12 protein-coding genes and 4 pseudogenes are annotated in these 15,732 nt (G+C 58.7%); 15 read left to right on the top strand and 1 reads right to left on the bottom strand.

Translation table 11 applies throughout. The annotated features are described in order from the left end of the window. The first annotated feature begins 649 nt into the window (after positions 1–649). The 6 genes and pseudogenes from ltrA to syrA all read left to right on the top strand — a co-directional run bounded on the left by ltrA (position 650) and on the right by syrA (position 4,926). Complete coding sequence (gene ltrA / locus JOH52_RS29295) at positions 650–1,909, top strand: group II intron reverse transcriptase/maturase (protein WP_015241829.1); 1,260 nt, start codon at positions 650–652, stop codon at positions 1,907–1,909. A 222-nt stretch (positions 1,910–2,131) separates the two neighbouring features. Beyond that, positions 2,132–2,632: a nitrogen fixation protein NifX gene (gene nifX, locus JOH52_RS29290; protein WP_014531681.1), complete on the top strand. Its 501-nt coding sequence runs from the start codon at positions 2,132–2,134 to the stop codon at positions 2,630–2,632. A 508-nt stretch (positions 2,633–3,140) separates the two neighbouring features. After that, positions 3,141–3,315, top strand: a pseudogene (locus JOH52_RS29285) (CCE_0567 family metalloprotein). Beyond that, positions 3,312–3,629 (top strand): ferredoxin III, nif-specific, encoded by a 318-nt coding sequence (fdxB, locus tag JOH52_RS29280; RefSeq protein ID WP_011970912.1) that lies wholly within the window; start codon positions 3,312–3,314, stop codon positions 3,627–3,629. The pseudogene JOH52_RS29285 and the gene fdxB overlap by 4 nt, the downstream one beginning before the upstream one ends. A 142-nt stretch (positions 3,630–3,771) precedes the next feature. Continuing rightward, positions 3,772–4,122 (top strand): annotated as a pseudogene (locus JOH52_RS29275) (SRPBCC family protein); the annotation flags it as partial. A 558-nt stretch (positions 4,123–4,680) separates the two neighbouring features. Continuing rightward, a complete protein-coding gene (gene syrA / locus JOH52_RS29270; RefSeq protein ID WP_003532793.1) occupies positions 4,681–4,926 on the top strand; it encodes an exopolysaccharide biosynthesis transcriptional regulator SyrA in 246 nt (81 codons plus the stop codon). Between the two features lie 294 nt (positions 4,927–5,220). On the opposite strand, the gene nodD3 is transcribed toward syrA, so the two are convergent. Beyond that, complete coding sequence (gene nodD3 / locus JOH52_RS29265; protein ID WP_010967440.1) at positions 5,221–6,162, bottom strand: transcriptional regulator NodD3; 942 nt, start codon at positions 6,160–6,162, stop codon at positions 5,221–5,223. Between the two features lie 845 nt (positions 6,163–7,007). Here nodD3 and JOH52_RS29260 point away from each other — a divergent pair. From JOH52_RS29260 to JOH52_RS29220, 9 genes and pseudogenes are all read left to right on the top strand, one after another. Further along, positions 7,008–8,108: pseudogene (locus JOH52_RS29260) on the top strand (IS3 family transposase). 784 nt (positions 8,109–8,892) lie between these two features. Then, positions 8,893–9,873: a nod/exo genes transcriptional regulator SyrM gene (syrM, locus tag JOH52_RS29255; protein ID WP_013845747.1), complete on the top strand. Its 981-nt coding sequence runs from the start codon at positions 8,893–8,895 to the stop codon at positions 9,871–9,873. An 894-nt stretch (positions 9,874–10,767) separates the two neighbouring features. Beyond that, complete coding sequence (gene tnpA / locus JOH52_RS29250) at positions 10,768–11,226, top strand: IS66-like element accessory protein TnpA (RefSeq protein ID WP_014531669.1); 459 nt, start codon at positions 10,768–10,770, stop codon at positions 11,224–11,226. Further along, entirely contained in the window at positions 11,207–11,560 is a 354-nt protein-coding gene (gene tnpB, locus JOH52_RS29245) for an IS66 family insertion sequence element accessory protein TnpB (RefSeq protein WP_014531668.1), read from the top strand. Before tnpA (JOH52_RS29250) ends, tnpB (JOH52_RS29245) begins: the two co-directional genes overlap by 20 nt. A gap of 54 nt (positions 11,561–11,614) precedes the next feature. Then, a pseudogene (locus tag JOH52_RS29240) lies at positions 11,615–12,639 on the top strand (IS66-like element ISRm2 family transposase); the annotation flags it as partial. Between the two features lie 81 nt (positions 12,640–12,720). Further along, entirely contained in the window at positions 12,721–13,191 is a 471-nt protein-coding gene (gene tnpA / locus JOH52_RS29235) for an IS66-like element accessory protein TnpA (RefSeq protein WP_013845338.1), read from the top strand. Beyond that, positions 13,188–13,544: an IS66 family insertion sequence element accessory protein TnpB gene (gene tnpB / locus JOH52_RS29230; RefSeq protein WP_013845337.1), complete on the top strand. Its 357-nt coding sequence runs from the start codon at positions 13,188–13,190 to the stop codon at positions 13,542–13,544. Before tnpA (JOH52_RS29235) ends, tnpB (JOH52_RS29230) begins: the two co-directional genes overlap by 4 nt. Positions 13,545–13,592: 48 nt before the next feature. After that, the gene (gene tnpC / locus JOH52_RS29225) at positions 13,593–15,167 is read left to right on the top strand and encodes an IS66 family transposase (protein WP_014531665.1); all 1,575 of its coding nucleotides are present in this window, start codon (positions 13,593–13,595) and stop codon (positions 15,165–15,167) included. Beyond that, positions 15,164–15,727, top strand: a complete 564-nt coding sequence (locus JOH52_RS29220) for a UPF0149 family protein (protein WP_011970372.1) — start codon at positions 15,164–15,166, stop codon at positions 15,725–15,727. The genes tnpC and JOH52_RS29220 overlap by 4 nt, the downstream gene beginning before the upstream one ends. The last annotated feature ends 5 nt before the right edge of the window (positions 15,728–15,732 follow it).

Here is a 15,732-nt window from a genome sequence, read left to right as displayed (position 1 = left end):
TTCTGGGCGCGGCGGTATCTCCAGGCTGGACAGTCGCGGAAGCACTTGAAGCAATCTAGGAAATAAAGCGACGTGAACTACGCTAGTGCCCGTCCATAGTGTGCTGCAGCAAGCAGAAGGAGGTTCGATGGCGAACTGACAACATGCTGAGAAGCTGCGTGAAAGATGAGGGTAGGCCCCTCGGGATCGGCTTTCAGGAGCGGGTCTCAAACCAGCCCAAGCTGCTGTGGTAGAAGAGCCATGGTGGTGAGCGTTGGGTCAAAAGCCGCGGACATGATCCGGGGCAGGTAGGCATCCGGAAGATGAGCGCAAGCAAACCCTTCGATGACGCGTCGTTAGAACTCTTTACCACCACTAAAACCGAGGGTGTATGGATCTCTCGGGACAAGTCCGTCGGGAGCCTGATGACTGGGCGGACAGTGGACGGCGTATAGGGGGCATGAGACGGATGCAGGCTTTTGCGTGGAACTGCAGGAACCAGCTTTCTGATGCCAAGGGAGAAGCACAAGCGGCACATCACCGCGAGGCGAGAGTACCGATGCAGGAAGCTGGGACGGATCGACCCGTATTAGCGTTGAAGGCCCTGTAATGGGGCTGGAGCGAAGGGGTCGGGTCAGGTGGTCGTATTTTCGAAACAACTGGAAACAGGATGACGTCGGCGGATACGACAGACAAGCCGTTTAGGATCGATAAGCGGCTGGTGTACGAAGCTTATAAAGCGGTCAAATCCAATGGTGGTGCGGCCGGTGTGGACGGGCAGACGATCGAGCAGTTCGAAGCCGACTTGAAGGGTAATCTCTACAAGATCTGGAATAGGATGAGTTCGGGAAGCTACTTTCCGCCACCGGTGCGAGCCGTCCCCATTCCCAAAAAGACTGGGGGCCAGCGGATTTTGGGTGTGCCCACCGTGAGCGATAGGATCGCGCAGATGGTGGTCAAGCAGCTCATCGAACCGGAACTCGATCAGATCTTCCTGAAAGATTCCTACGGCTACAGGCCGAACAAATCGGCGCTCGATGCCGTGGGGATCACGCGTCAGCGGTGCTGGAAATATGATTGGGTTTTAGAGTTCGACATCAAGGGTCTGTTCGACAACATCTCCCACGAACTATTGCTCAAGGCTGTCCGCAAGCATGTAAAGTGCAAATGGGCGTTGCTCTACATCGAAAGATGGCTGACGGCGCCCATGGAACAAGATGAACAAAGAATAGAGCGTGATTGCGGCACCCCGCAAGGGGGCGTGATTAGTCCGATTCTTTCAAATCTGTTCCTGCACTACGCATTTGACTTGTGGATGGACCGGACACATCCCGACCTCCCATGGTGTCGGTATGCGGATGACGGTTTGGTGCACTGCCGGAGCGAGCAGGAAGCGGAGGCCGTCAAGGCCGCACTTCAGGCGAGGCTGGCGGAGTGCCAACTGGAGATGCATCCCACCAAAACCAAGATCGTTTACTGCAGAGACTCCAAACGCAGAGGGCAACATCCGAATGTGACGTTCGACTTCCTCGGATATTGCTTCCGACCGCGCGCGGTATGGGGAACGCAAAGCGGGCGACTGTTTTGCGGCTTCACACCAGCGGTCAGTTCCTCGGCGCTGAAAGCGATGCGGGAAAAGATCAGGGACTTGCACATCCGCCGACAGACGCAGCTCTCGTTGAACGACATCGCCCGGCTGATCAATCCGCTCCTCAGGGGGTGGATCAGCTATTATGGACGGTACGCGCCAACGGGGCTGCAGCCCATACTTCGCTACGTCAATCAGACGATGCTTGCGTGGGCAAGGCGGAAGTTCAAGCGCTTTGGCAGGGGTAAGGCTCGGGCAAGTCGGTTCTTACAACGGCTCGTCGAGCAGCGCACCGATCTCTTTGTGCACTGGCAACTCGGTCTGATCGGCACGTTTGCCTGATGGGAGCCGTGTGAACTGAGAGGTTCACGCACGGTTCTGAGAGAGCGGAGGCGCGAATGCGCCTCCGCTACTCGCCAACGCCTATTTTTCTGGTTTGTTAGAGGTTTGCCCGCTGCAGCGTGTTTTCTGCGCGATACATCCGGCTTCACTCCGAACTTTCCAACTTCTTGCACTCCTCTCGCGACACCCACTAAATGCAGTCTGTAGTCGGGGAATTGCCAAATGATCTCCATTCGTCGTCTCTCGCTCGTCAGCGATCAGTCCCAGAGAGAGATTTCGGACCGGCCGGTAGGCGCATTGCGCATTGCGATTGCTACTGAAGATATGAAAGGGCTGAACGCACATTTCGGGTCGGCCAAGCGTTTTGCCATCTACGACGTGACAGCTCACAAGTCGCAGTTCATGGAAGCCATTGAGTTCGATGACGCTTCGGACGAGAGCGGAAGGCATCGCACTGAAGGTGACGGCCGCATCCGGTCGAGGGTGTCCGCGTTGAAGGGCTGCCAGCTTTTATTTTGTCTCGCCATCGGCGGTCCTTCGGCCGCCAAGGTAATTTCCGCAAAGATTCATCCGATCAAAGCACAGCAGGCTGTCTCCATGAGCCAAGTATTGTCGAGCGTCCAGACAATGCTCCAGACGGCTCCTCCACCTTGGCTGCGCAAAATGTTGGCGGATGCAGGTGCAGCTAAAAAGAGAGCCGACTTTGAGGACGAGACTGAATGATGAGCCCGTTACTGATCCCGCGGGTCGCCCCTGCCGCCAATGATAGCAAGGCCCTTTCCGCTCCGCTCATCTGGCGGCCTCCTGGGCCGATCCATGCTCAGGATCCCTAAGCATCGTCGGAGCGCAAGTGCGGTGCCGAGCTACTGGTGAACTTCCCGTCATGAAGAACAGCGCCGCGCCATCCCGGGTAATCGAGGGTTCCTGATCCGGCTGGCTGTGGAGGGGCCGTCGACCGCTCTATCGAGGAAGGAAAGATCTCAATGATCTCGCCGGCGGAGAGTTCCGCCGTTCCGCCAGTGAGAGTTTAGGGCGAGTGCTATTTACGACCAAACGGCTCGTCGAGTGCTGAAGGCCCTTTGTGACGTGCACCGATTCACCTTTAACACGCTTTGAAGGTCGGCCAAGGCAGTACGAAGCTGGTCAACGATGCGGTCGCAGTGCGCGAACTCATCCATATTTGGGATGAAGGGGAAGAGATCATGTCAGATCTGAAGAACTGAGGAAACGGATGCGGAAACTGCAGTCGCGGGCCCGGAACTGCAATGATGGAATTGCACGACCTCGCGGAGGATCTTCCAAGTAAGTGGACCGAAATCATGGCAGTCGCGGAAAAAGCGTTTCGCGCTTTTGCTGAGTTGGACGCTGTGAAAAGAGAACTTGCTGAGTCGGAGAATGCACAATGATAAGCTCATTCGTGACGCGCGACGGATCCAGATGGATGCCAAAATATCTATCCGCCATCGACGGTGCGACCTGCATCGGCTGCGGTCGCTGCTTTAAAGTCTGCTCGCGCGAGGTTATGCACCTTCACGGCATAGATGATGTAGGTGAAATTCTCGGCCCATTCGATGGCGAAGAGGACGATTTCGGTGGTGAGCTCAATCGTATGATCATGGTCGTCGACTTCCGTGGCCGTTGCATCGGCTGCGGAGCATGCGCCCGCGTCTGCCCCAGGGACTGCCAGACTCATGTCGCGGCTGACATACTTGCCGCGTGATCGGACAGAAGAACCGGTAGAACGGCGATGTCATTCGAAACTCTCGAACCGATGGGCGTTCCTGTGCACCCTACGGCCGAATTGCGTTGACGGCGATCCTTCTATGTCGACCCTGACTACCACCATAGATTTGGAGCAAATCCATATCCTCGGCGATCACGCGATCCGCGCGCTACCCGAATTGACTGAGGTTACGACCAAGTGGCTCATCAACAAGGATCCGGTCGAGGGTTGCTCGACTATACGATCGAGGATCTCACGCATGTCTGGACGGAAACCAATGACCGGGACCGGCAGATTGTCGAGGAAATTGCCTTTGGCATCCACTCTCCGGCCTACGAATCGGGCCCTTATTCGACTGAAGACGAGGGCGGCGTCATGCAATTTCGGGGAGTGGTATTCGAACTTCATGCTGGAGCGTCTTCAGGGCGGGCTGAAAACTCATGCTTATGACTATACACCGGGAGCATACCGGGATGTCGGCTTTGCATGATGGGGGCGGGCCGATAGCCACTATCAGTACACCGGAGCGCATCGGCGAAAAGCATGACCGGTTCGTAGACGAGGAGTGACTGATGATATCGTTAAGTGTTCCGACTGGTGACCCCGATGACAGTGATGACGAGCCATTCATCAACTGCATCGCCGCTGACCCGAGCTCAAGATTTCTGCGGATCGTGGAAGCGGGGAGGCCCCGCCGAGCTTATGAGCCAACTTCGCCGTGACGCCGCTCTGACCCCGCCGCCGGCGACGCCGAATCGATTCTGCTGTGGAGACACAATATCTCTACGCGGAGGGCGGGCCTCCTAGCCAGGGAGCGCGCGAGCCTTCTGTTAACCCTCCGATCGCGATCAGCCGTAGGACTCGGGCGAATGCTACTTACGCCCAAACGACTGTATGACGATTACCGGCTCAGCTTCAAATGATCCGCCGAAGATCCGCTAAATTATACCTGGGTCACGGCAGTTATCTAAAAATGTTGGACACTATTGCTCAGTTGGACGCTGCCGAGGTTGCCGCATGATCCGATGGCAAACCAAGGAGAACGTCATTGTCCTTCAGATTCGTTTGTCTAATCCTATGGCTGCTCCTGTGCGCCAGTTCTCTCGCAATCTACTTTGCCCTGCAGCCCTGCCCCGGCTTCATCGTTACGACGCTGGCTTGCTTGCTGCTCTTCCAACTAGCTTATTTCGGAAGTGTGCTCTTGCTGGTCTGTCTAGCTGCAATCGCGCAGCTATCCGCGCGGCTGCGCATTTTTGGTATTTTCAGCGAGAACCGCAATCACAGCTCCAAGTAAAGACTTCAATGTCGACAGATCTGCGCATCAGGAGGCCCAGCACGGCGGAGTACCACTCCCACTCTGAACTGTCCGTCTCACAACTCGAACGTCAACTGGCTGAGGAGGCGGGTGCAGGCGGCCTTTCACCAGTTCGAGTGGATGCCATTGGCGTTCGCTGCTTCGCACCGACCAGCCGGTTATGCCTCCGGTGCGTAGCTCCGGCGACACCAGTCGGAAAGTCGGCGTGAAAGGCCTAGTCTATCTCGATCTGCTGAAAAGAGCGAAGAGAAACAATGCCGCATCCGTCAATGTCTAACGCCCAAGACACCCTGCGGTCTCGCGCGGAGCAGCAATTCGGGCGGCCTCATCCAAAAGAATTTCCCGCATCCAGATGCTTGCCTGATCCTTGTTGTGGAGAGCCGGCCACTGGACAGCCTCCGTGAACGAGAGGAGTGGCAGCGGATGCTTGACGATCCGCAAGGGTATGCTTTTCGCAAAGTGGTTGGCCAGCCGCAATGGGATAATGGCTATACGTTTGGTTCCCGAAAGCAGCGGCGGAATCAAATTGAAACCGGGCACGACGAGTTCGATACGTCTCTTGTATCCGTGTTCAAGTAATAGCCATTGTTCGACGGAGGGTTTCAGCGCACGTCCGAACTGGGCTGCAACATGCCCCATCGACATATATCTCTCGAACGAGAGATCCCCTAGCAGCTGTTCGTTCGTGAGGCAGCCGACGGAAACCAGTGTCTGGTCAAACAGTTTCGCTTTGGGATGTACGCTCGACATGAACACGTCCGGGAAAATCAGAAAATCGACTTCACCGCGCCGGAGAAGCTCGTCGGGATTGTCGTCGGGAGGCAGCAACTCGAAGCTGACGCCGGGAGCCTCCCGAGCCACGCGCTCCACGACCTTCTCAAAGAATACGAGTGTCATGAAGTCGGAAAGAATGATCCTGAAACATCGATCCGATTGGGCTGGGTTGAACATGTCCCAGGAAATGATGGAGAACTGTATGTGCAGCAGGGCGTCCCGGATCGCAGGGGCGAGTGCCTCCGCACGCGGTGTTGTGATAAGTTCGCGGCCTTGCATCCTAAAAAGCTCGTCCTGGAAATAGGAGCGTAGGCGAGCGATGGCCGAGCTCATTGCCGGTTGACTGAGGTTGATGCTGCGTGCCGCTGCGGTAACGCTTCGTTTGGTCATCAGTGCATCGAGTGCGACGAGGAGATTTAGATCAAGACCTTTGAAACGCATGTCTTCGTTTGTATCCATAGTTGAAAGGTCACCATCCGACCAATCAGTAAAGGCGAACATTTCGCCGGACGTCGTCAGCACGGCAGGACAGCTCTGTTCAATGCACTCGATGCAAGACCAACTGGCGCTCGGACATGCTAGTCTCAGGCGTCAGGCACCGAAGGAACACATACGCTTGTCGGCCGACGGACGAATGCACACGACCTTCTGAAGAGCTGGCCGAGCTCAAGGCCGCCGAAACCCAGCGAAGCGTCACTTCGTTGCGTGGAGCATTCCTGACATTTACCTACGATCGCCTTCCACGTGCGAACGGAATTGTCGTGCGAGCGCGGTGGGCAGAGCGCACCTTCTAGTGCCCCATTTCTTCCGCCAGGGGTGCCAGGCGGCCACCGGCTGCGAATCATCGATGAGTCAGCCCGAGCCGCCTCATGCAGACCCGCTTGGCCCTTTCCCTGTCGTTAAAGGTCAGCAGCCTCTTGGGCATACCAATCAGAAGTCACTGGTGCGCACCACTCGAATTTCGACGGCATGGCCGAGGACGAGGACGCCCCGGTCAACCTGTGCGCGGCGTTCGGAGCGAGACCATCTGCCGTGGCAGCGCCTTCTCTCCGGGAGTTTCCTGAGTACATCAATCGCGTCGCTCCGATAGTCAGATAAAGGATGGCCATATTAGTGGCCACCGGTCAGCCCACGCCATGCAAAGTGCGTATCCCATCATGCGCGCTGGGTATGGTTGAAGACTCATTGCCCCGAGATGCAAATCGACCGCATGGAAGACGTGATCTGCCACCGGTAATTTTCTCAGGACGGACGCATCGAAGAAGCAGAGATCTACGGAAGAGCAGATTATTGCATGCTGAAGGAGCAGGAGGCCGTGCGAAGGTGGCTGAGCTCTGCCGCAAGCACGGGGTTTCGGAAGCGACCTTTTACAACTGGAAAGCCAAACACGGCGGCATGGAGGTTTCCGAGGCGAAGCGCCTGAAGGCGCTCGAAGAGGAGGACGCCAAGCTGAAGAAGATGCTGTCCGGGCAGATGCTGGGTGCCGCCGCACTCCGCGAGCTTCTTCAATGTTACGGCCTGCCGCCAGGCGTGAAGCCGTCGCCCATCTGAAGACCGTCATGGGCCTCTCGGAGCGGCGGGCCTGCCAGATCATATCCGCTGATCGGAAGATGGTGCGCTATCGGTCTTGCCGACCGCCGGAGGTCGAACTGCGAGCGAGACTGCGAGAGCTCGCCAACGAGCGACGGCGCTTCGGCTATCGGCGGCTGTTCGTCCTGCTCAGGCGGGAGAAGAGCCGTCCGGGGTCAACCGCGTCTATCGGCTGTACCGCAAGGAAGCGCTTTCGGTTCGCAAACGGAAGCCAGACGGCGTGCCGTCGGCACGCGTGCGCCGATCCTCGTCAAGGCTAAAACCAATGCCCGCTGGTCGCTGGATTTCGTACACGACCAGTTCGCCTGCGGAAGGAGGTTCCGTGTGCTCTACATCGTCGATGACGTGACGCGCGAATGTCTGGCAGCGATCCCAGACACCTCGATCGCCCGGCGTCGTGTAGCACGGGAGGTGACGGCGCTCCTTGAACGGCGCGGGCGGGAAACCTGGCATGATCGTCTCCGATCATGGCATGGAGTTCACCTCGGAAGCCATCCTTGCCTGATCGAAGGCGCACAAAGTCGAGTGGCACTACATCGCACCGGGAAAGCCGATGTGAGACACGGCTATGTCGAGAGGTGCAACGGCCGCATGCGCGACGAGCTGCTGAACGAGAGTCTGTTCTTCGGTCTCAGCCATGCCAGCAGGGCCATTTCCAAATGGTCGACGACTGCAATACGTTCCGGCCGCACTCGTCGCTCGGATACCGCACCCCGGCAGCCTATCCTGGGATCATCGCCGCAACCGAGCCAGTTGGTGTATCGAAAACGGTCGAGGCTCTAATCGCCGCTGGATGAAAAGTTCAGTGGCAGGTCCGAAAGGCCACGTATTCGGAGCCAACCTCCTCTAGCGATCGCTCTCTCCTGAAAATTTGACAGGGCGTCCCCCGACCGCCTTGCCGAGGCGGGCGCGTGCCCGACGGCGGCCTCGACAGCAAGCCGGTCTCGACGGTCTTCCATCAGCGCTGCATGCAATGGGCATTTGAAACCCGTTTCAAGAGTCTCCTTAACAGAGCTCGCGCCGGGTGAAGACCCTGTATGATGGATAGTGAAGTGCAGGGGCGGCTGCTTACCGGCCGTTGAGTGAGGCTATGTATCCAAAACGTGGATGACAGTCATGCGAAAACGCGATTTCTCCTGTCTCGCCGAATGCCATTACAAGAACGTTGAATATAACCGGAGGGCAGAAGTGGGCAGCGAGATCAATTCCGACAGACTCCTTTGCAATGAAAGCATGATTTGCGACCAGGGCCTCAGATGTGTTGAGGCAGTTTTCTTCAGTAAGTTTCAGGCGGGGCCACTTTGGCGAGATCATTTTGCGGCTTGCTCGTTGGCACTGAAATATGATGTGAGCCGGCAGTTCCTCGAAAGCATTCTGGACCAGCGGGTCTTCGACACCCATCAGGCTAGGCCTGCGAGGCCCGGGGGGCGTCACAGCCAAGTACTTCTGATTAACGGAAAATCACGACGCTTCCCATTTGTCGGCGGGCCAGGAAAGTCTTTGGCACGCACACCCATATTGTGACGACCTGGATCTCCGGGATGTGGCGCGGGAACATTACCTGCCGAGGAGAATAGATCCATGGATCAGCCCACTTGGAAGCGGCCGCATAGGGCCAAATTTACCGGTGTCAGTGACGCCGCACAACAACGGCAAATGCCGAACCTTGCGTCCATCGACCTAAACCTACTGGTGGATCTTGAGGCTCTGCTGCAGTATCGGCACATTACTCAAGCGGCCCAGCACGTGGGCCGTAGCCAACCGGCGATGAGCAGAGCCTTGTCAAGGCTGCGCGGCATGTTAAAGGACGATCTTCTGGTTGCCGGCTCTAGAGGCTTGGTCCTGACGCCTCTGGCTGAATGCTTGACCCAGATGCTGCCTTCAGTACTAGACGCGATTCGCCAGATGATGAACCTCAGCTTGGCTCCGGCGCAACGGCGATGGAAGGTGACAATGGCTATGCCCGATCACCAAGCGGTGGTTCTGCTGCCACATCTGTTGCCGCGGTTACACGAGCGCGCCCCTCATCTCGACATTGTGACCGATCCGCTTTTGGGCGGCGCGCTGGGGTTACTTGAGCAAGGTGAGATCGACGTGGTCGTCGGGCAGATGGGCGCCGCTCCGCTCGGCTACTTGCGGCGCAGACTCTACGCCGACAGCTTCACCTGCGTGCTACGCCACAATCACCCGGCCTTGGCGCAGGAGTGGACGATCGAGGCTTTCGCGGCCTTGCGCCACGTCGCCATTGCCTCGGAACCTGGCGAGCTTTTCGGGCAGATCTATGACAGGTTAACCAAACTCGGACTGCAGCGTGGTGATCCGATGGTGGTTTCCACCGTACTGACCGCGGCGGTCTTGATCGCGGCGACTGACTCAGTGCTGGTTGTACCAAGCCGCGTGGCGACCCGTGTCGCCGCCATGCTGTCGCTCGCGGTGATTCCCCCGCCTGTGGAACTGAGACCATACGAAGTCGCGCTGATCTGGCACGAGCGGTGCCATCGAGACCCAGAGCATCGCTGGCTGCGTGGCGAAATCGCCGCCGCAGCGTCCACGGCCGGTTAGACGAAGACTAGCGAATAGGCGAGGATGGGTGAGCATAATGAATGACGACGGTTTGATGATTGAACTATCCCAGGGCGGTGGAGGACCCGGTCGATGCGCGATTTGCCCGATGACTCACACCCGGGAGGGGGTGAGTCCGAGCGCGCCTACCACATGCGGCTGGGTCCAGACACCGCCGTTTTCGTCAACCGGCCGAAGTCGCAAGGGGGCACGAGCGAGGATCGAGTTGCAACGATGAGCGAGCGGTCATAGCGGCTGTGCACGCCCCAATCCCGGCGGGTTCGCGGCGTTGTGTCAAATGCTCCTCTCATCACTACCGATGACAATACGCGACCCTGCTCCGAACGTAGGTGTTCCGTCAGTCGCCCCACGTCGCCAGCGCGGACTGCGATCCGCTGAGACGGAACTATGCTTAGCCGCCGCATTCCGTCGCGGTGTGGGAAATTGCACGCGCAGCAGAGTCTTGACGATGCTAAAACCATGAGGAGCCCTAGGAGGCACCGGTCTTTTCAGAGGTGCTCTCTCTGCTGCGCGCCATCCATACTTTGGACGATCTGCACCGTCGAGAACGCAATAACGCTCCCTGGCTTCTGCCTAACGATACGGTCCGACCCGGCGTGAATCGACATGAGCTTAGCGTACCCATCGTCGCAAGTTGCATGCCCTAGTGACTTCAGGCATCGGTCCCTTTCCGTCCATCGCGTTTATTTGGTGCAAATTCCTAGGCGTACGCAATTCCGAATGGCAGCTTCGGCATGCTGAATCGGAATATGCCGAGAATTTGTGCTGTCAAATCAGTTGTTAGCAAGCTCGTAAGCGCTCATTTCCATGCGCCTTTTCTCGTTGATGCCTCTGCCGCATGAAGTGTCCACTTAAAATAGGTGGACACCAAATATGAGTGACGAAGAGCAGAAACTGCGTGTGCGGCATGTGGGGCGCGATGGTCGACGCCGCTACGATCCAGGATCAAAGGCGCGGCTTGTTGCGGCCTGCCTTGAACCTGGTGTGTCGATATCCGGCCTTGCGCTTACGCATGGGATCAATGCCAACCTACTGCGCAAGTGGGTCAAGGAGGCCAGGGAGTCTGGCCCCCTGGCGGTATCTCCACGATCGGCGTTTATCCCGGTCGTGGCAGCAGATGGCAGCCTGCCTGTCGGGACCTGCTCGCTGGATATGTCGGTCACGTGTGATGAAGAACAACGAGCATCACTGGAGAAGCCGGTTCATCCGTCAGGTTTATCCAAAATCAGCGCGTTGCTGCCAAACGGCGTGAAGCTTTCGCTGGAATGCAGGGATGTGGATGCGTTGACGGCTGTCATTGGAGCATTGGGCCATGTTCAGACTGGGCGCTGATCTCAAGGTCTACCTGCACCGCGAACCGATCGACTTCCGCGCCGGCATCAACAGCCTTGCGGTCCTGGTGCAGGAGACGATGGAGCTCGACCCGTTTGCTCCAGCCGTTTCTGCGTTCTGCAATCGCCGTCGTGACCGGATGAAGCTCCTGTTCTTCGATCGGTCCGGTTTTGTGATGGTCCTGAAGCGATTGACCGAAGATCGGTTCAGATGGCCACGCCGGGAGACGGCGGTGGTGACGCTTTCGACTGAGCAGCTTCACTGGATTCTCGACGGCATCGATATCGACGCCATGGTGCGCCACCCTGTGCGGCAATATCAGATCGCCGGCTGACGGCTCTGAACTTCTGCGGTTGACGCGGTGGTGCGGTTCAGATTCAAAACTACGATGACTCGATCCGGCGAACCAAGCGTTGCAGAACTGATGGCGCAGTTGGCGGCAAATGCTGCCGAAATGCCGCGCTGAAAGCCGAGAAAGAAGCGCTCAGCGCCCGCGTGGTCAAGCTCGAGGAAGAGTTGGAGCTGGCGCGGCTGCATCGTTTTGCGCCGAAGAGCGAAAAGCATGTGGACCGGCTCTTCGATGAAGCCGAGCAGGTTGCCAATGAAGACGACGCCAGCGGAGAAGATGGCGAGGTCGTCGACCTGCCGGAAACCGGTTTTGCGACGATCGAGAAACCGGAGGGCAAGAAGCGTGGCCGCAAGCCCCTGCCGGAACACCTGCCGCGCGAGCGTGTCGAGTATGACCTTGCCGACGACCAGAAGGCCTGCCCTTGCTGCCGTCATCAGATGCATCGCATGGGTGAGGCCGTCACCGAGCAGCTCCATATCGAGGTGAAGGCCAAGGTCCTGCAGAATGTGCGGTTCAAGTACGCCTGCCGCCATTGCGACCGGACCGGCATCAACACGCCTGTCGTTCTCGCGCCAATGCCCGCGCAGCCCTTGCCGGGCAGCATCGCCACGGCCTCGACGCTGGCATTTGCACTGGTCCACAAATACATCGACGGCACGCCGCTCTACCGTCTCGCCCAGGCCTTCGAGCGCGCCGGCGTTCCCGTCAGCCGCGGTGCTTTGGGTCACTGGGTGATCGGCTCGAGCGAGAGGCATCTCTCTCGCATCTATGACGCGCTGAAGCTCCGGCTTCGTTCACAACCGCTGATCCATGGTGACGAGACAACGGTCCAGGTGCTGAAGGAAAAGGACAGGGAGGCCACCAGCATATCCTTCATGTGGGCATACAGGAGCGGTGAAGACAGCGGCGAGCCGATCGTGCTGCTCGATTATCAACCCGGCCGCGGCCAGATTTATCCGCAGGCCTTCCTCGGCGACTACCGCGGCATATTGATGAGCGATGGTTACACCGCCTGGCGCACTCTGGCAGGAGCGACCCATATTGGGTGTATGGCCCATTCGAGGGTGAGCGCTACGAACAGCCCACCTTTCCTTTGCTGATTGAGACCGCGAGATAAGCTCCGTCATCGACAGGAGTGGAACGGGATGGTTGGAGATCGCGCTGGTGCCATGCTTGGAGTCATGGATGAAGCCATGGATGAAGCTAGGCATGATGGAGCCTACCGGCGGATCGAGCTGATCACCGGGCGACGCCAGCGGCGGAATTGGACCGACGAGGAGAAGGCGCGGATCCTTGCGGAGAGCGCTGAACCCGGAGTGAACATCTCGGCTGTTGCCCGGCGCTGGGGCGTCAATCGCGGGCTGCTGACTGTCTGGCGCCGCGAAGCCGGGCTGACCTCTCGACGATCCGAGCAAGCCTGCGCACAGCAGGCGATGTTCGTGCCGGTGACAGTGGTTGGAGAACGAACGCTTCACCAGAGCGCGTCGTCGGATATCGCTTCCGGTGCCTCCGGTCGAATTGAGATTGAGATTGCCGGCGCGCGCCTGACCGTGATCGGCTCGGTGGCGCCCGAGTTGGCGCAAGCGGTAGTAGCGGCGTTGCGAGGTCGCCGGTGATCGGTCTTTCGCCGAGTGGCGTAAAGATCATGGTGGCGACGCAGCCTGTCGACTTCCGGCGCGGCATGAATGGTCTGGTGGCATTGGTGGCGTCAGCGCTTGCGGCTGATCCTTATTGTGGCGACGTGTTCGTGTTCCGCGCCAAGCGTTGCGATCGCCTGCGCTGTATTTACTGGGACGGGTCAGGCATGATCCTGGCGACGAAATGGCTGGAGGCGGGCAAGTTCGTTTGGCCACCGATCCGCGATGGCGCGATGCAGATGAGTAGCCAAGAGTTCTCGCTTTTGCTGGCCGGCATTGACTGGACGCGGGTCAAACGAAACGCGGTGAGGAGGCCTTCAAAAGCGGGCTGATCCTATTGGATTTGTTTGCAGATTCAGGCTCATGTGGTAGGGTCTGTCATGCCGCTTCGACCCGATCCCTTGCCTCAGGATGCCAAGCAATTGACCCGGATCATTCTCTCGCTCGATGCAGAGAATGCCGACCTCAAAGCGCGTGTCGCCTTCCTCGAGGGCCAGCTGTTTGGGCCGAAATCGGAGAAGATGACGACGATCGATCCGACGCAGGCGGTGCTCGATCTCGGCGATCTCAGTGACATCCCGGTGGCGGCCAATGACGATGTTGCGCCAATCGTCGACCAGGCGTCACAGGCTCGGCGAGCGCCGTCGCGCAATATCGGTCGCTTGCCCAAACACCTTCCCCGTTATGACGAGATCATCGAGCCGGAGAGCAAGGTCTGCCCCTGCTGTTCGTTCGACCTGCATTGCATCGGTGAGGATATCAGCGAGGCGCTCGATATCGTGCCGGCAATTGTCCGGGTAAAGCGGACGATCCGGCCGCGCTATGCATGCCGGGCCTGCGAAAGCGTTGTTGTGCAAGCGCCCGCGCCGGCGCGTGTGATGGACGGCGGTATGGTGACCACGGCGTTTGCAGCCCATGTCGCCGTTTCGAAGTTTGCCTGGCATTTGCCGCTGCATCGCCAGGCGCAGATGCTTGCCTCCTGCGGCGTCGTCATAGATCGCGGCACGCTCGGCGCCTGGGTGACGCGGGTCGCCTGGTGGCTCGAGCTTCTCTACGATGCGCTTACCGCCTTCATCCTCTCCCAGCCAAGGGTGTTCTGTGACGAGACACCGCTTCCGCGGCTCGATCCGAGGCGCAAACGCACCAAGCTTTGCCAACTGTGGGCGCAGGCGGTCGACGATCGGCCATGGAATGGTCCCGCGCCGCCGGCGGTGGCCTATACTTTTGCCGAAAGCCGCAGCGCTCGCGAGGTCGAGGGGCAACTGTCGTCGTTTGCCGGCGTGCTTCAGGTCGATGGCTATCAAGCCTATAAAACCTTGGCCAAGCGCAGGGGGAAGAGCAATGTCGCCCCCATGCGGCTGGCGTTCTGCCTTGCTCACGCACGACGCAAGTTCGTCGATGTCGTCAAGCTGACCGGCTCCTCGGAGGCGCTGTCGATCCTGGCCAGGATCGCCGAGATCTATCGCATCGAAGCGAAGATCCGAGGCGAAAGTGCCGATACCCGGCTGAGGGTGCGGCGTCGCGAGGCAGCGCCCATCATGAGCGAACTGAAGGCCCAGCTCACCGAACTGAGCGACGAGGTGTCGGCGAAATCGGCGCTTGGCAAGGCCGTCACCTACACGCTCAACCACTGGAACGGACTGGCAGCCTTCCTAGAGGATGGCCGGATCGAAGTAGACTCCAATGTGGTCGAGCGTTCGATGAAATCGGTGGCCCTGACGAGGAAGAATTCCTTGTTCGTGGGCAGTGCGCGCGGCGGAGAGACTTTCGCTGTGCTCGCATCACTGATCAACACGGCGAAGCTTAACGGCGTGGATCCTGAAGTCTGGCTTGCCGATGTGCTGGAACGCATCATCTCCGGCAAAGTGAAAGCCAACCGGATGGAAAGCCTATTGCCGTGGGCTTGGAAGGCCGAACGCGAGGACATTGCAGATCAGGAGCGACGGGCGGCATGACACAGAACAGCCAAGGGACGACGGTACGACCGAAGCTCGATGACGAGGCGTTCGAAGCCTTCATCAGGGCACGTCGTCCGGCATCGCCAATCTGGTCAATGAGCGGTCTCGATGGCTATCTCACGGCTCTCATCATCGGCCCGAAGTTTATCGACCCACGTCAATGGATCCCGGAGCTGACCGGCCCGGAGGCCCTGAACCTGCCAATGGAAACAACCGAGCATCGGGCCGTGCAGACCATCGTTGCGGAATACAACCGCATCTCGGCGAGCCTCGCCGAAACGCCGAAAGACCACCGGCCCAGGTTCACCAGGATCGATGATCAGACCTTTGATGCCATGGACTGGGACGTCTGCTTTCTGATGGGAACCGGGTTCGCGCCGAAGCTGTGGCGGCCCGTCGTTCGCGGTCATGCCGTCACTGGCGACATCATTGCGCCAATCCGCAAGCTCAGCGAGACAAAAGGACCAGCTACCCACAAGGATGCTGCTGCCGTCGCCGAGGCGCTCGTCAATATCCGAAGCTACTTCATGCCAAAGCGCGCAAAGCAGAAGTTCTAAAACAG

The organism is Sinorhizobium meliloti (assembly GCF_017876815.1).
GTDB lineage: Bacteria > Pseudomonadota > Alphaproteobacteria > Rhizobiales > Rhizobiaceae > Sinorhizobium > Sinorhizobium meliloti.
Note: the sequence above shows the minus strand (reverse complement) of the source record. Positions and strands in the feature narration are given on the sequence as shown.

Excerpts from the sequence above, each read along its gene's own strand:
- tnpB (WP_014531668.1), top strand. The coding sequence starts at position 11,207 with ATGTTCAGACTGGGCGCTGATCTCAAGGTCTACCTGCACCGCGAACCG.
- tnpC (WP_014531665.1), top strand. The coding sequence starts at position 13,593 with ATGCCGCTTCGACCCGATCCCTTGCCTCAGGATGCCAAGCAATTGACC.
- ltrA (WP_015241829.1), top strand. The coding sequence starts at position 650 with ATGACGTCGGCGGATACGACAGACAAGCCGTTTAGGATCGATAAGCGG.
- fdxB (WP_011970912.1), top strand. The coding sequence starts at position 3,312 with ATGATAAGCTCATTCGTGACGCGCGACGGATCCAGATGGATGCCAAAA.
- JOH52_RS29220 (WP_011970372.1), top strand. The coding sequence starts at position 15,164 with ATGACACAGAACAGCCAAGGGACGACGGTACGACCGAAGCTCGATGAC.
- nodD3 (WP_010967440.1), bottom strand. The coding sequence starts at position 6,162 with ATGCGTTTCAAAGGTCTTGATCTAAATCTCCTCGTCGCACTCGATGCA.
- nifX (WP_014531681.1), top strand. The coding sequence starts at position 2,132 with ATGATCTCCATTCGTCGTCTCTCGCTCGTCAGCGATCAGTCCCAGAGA.
- tnpA (WP_014531669.1), top strand. The coding sequence starts at position 10,768 with ATGAGTGACGAAGAGCAGAAACTGCGTGTGCGGCATGTGGGGCGCGAT.
- syrM (WP_013845747.1), top strand. The coding sequence starts at position 8,893 with ATGGATCAGCCCACTTGGAAGCGGCCGCATAGGGCCAAATTTACCGGT.
- tnpA (WP_013845338.1), top strand. The coding sequence starts at position 12,721 with ATGGTTGGAGATCGCGCTGGTGCCATGCTTGGAGTCATGGATGAAGCC.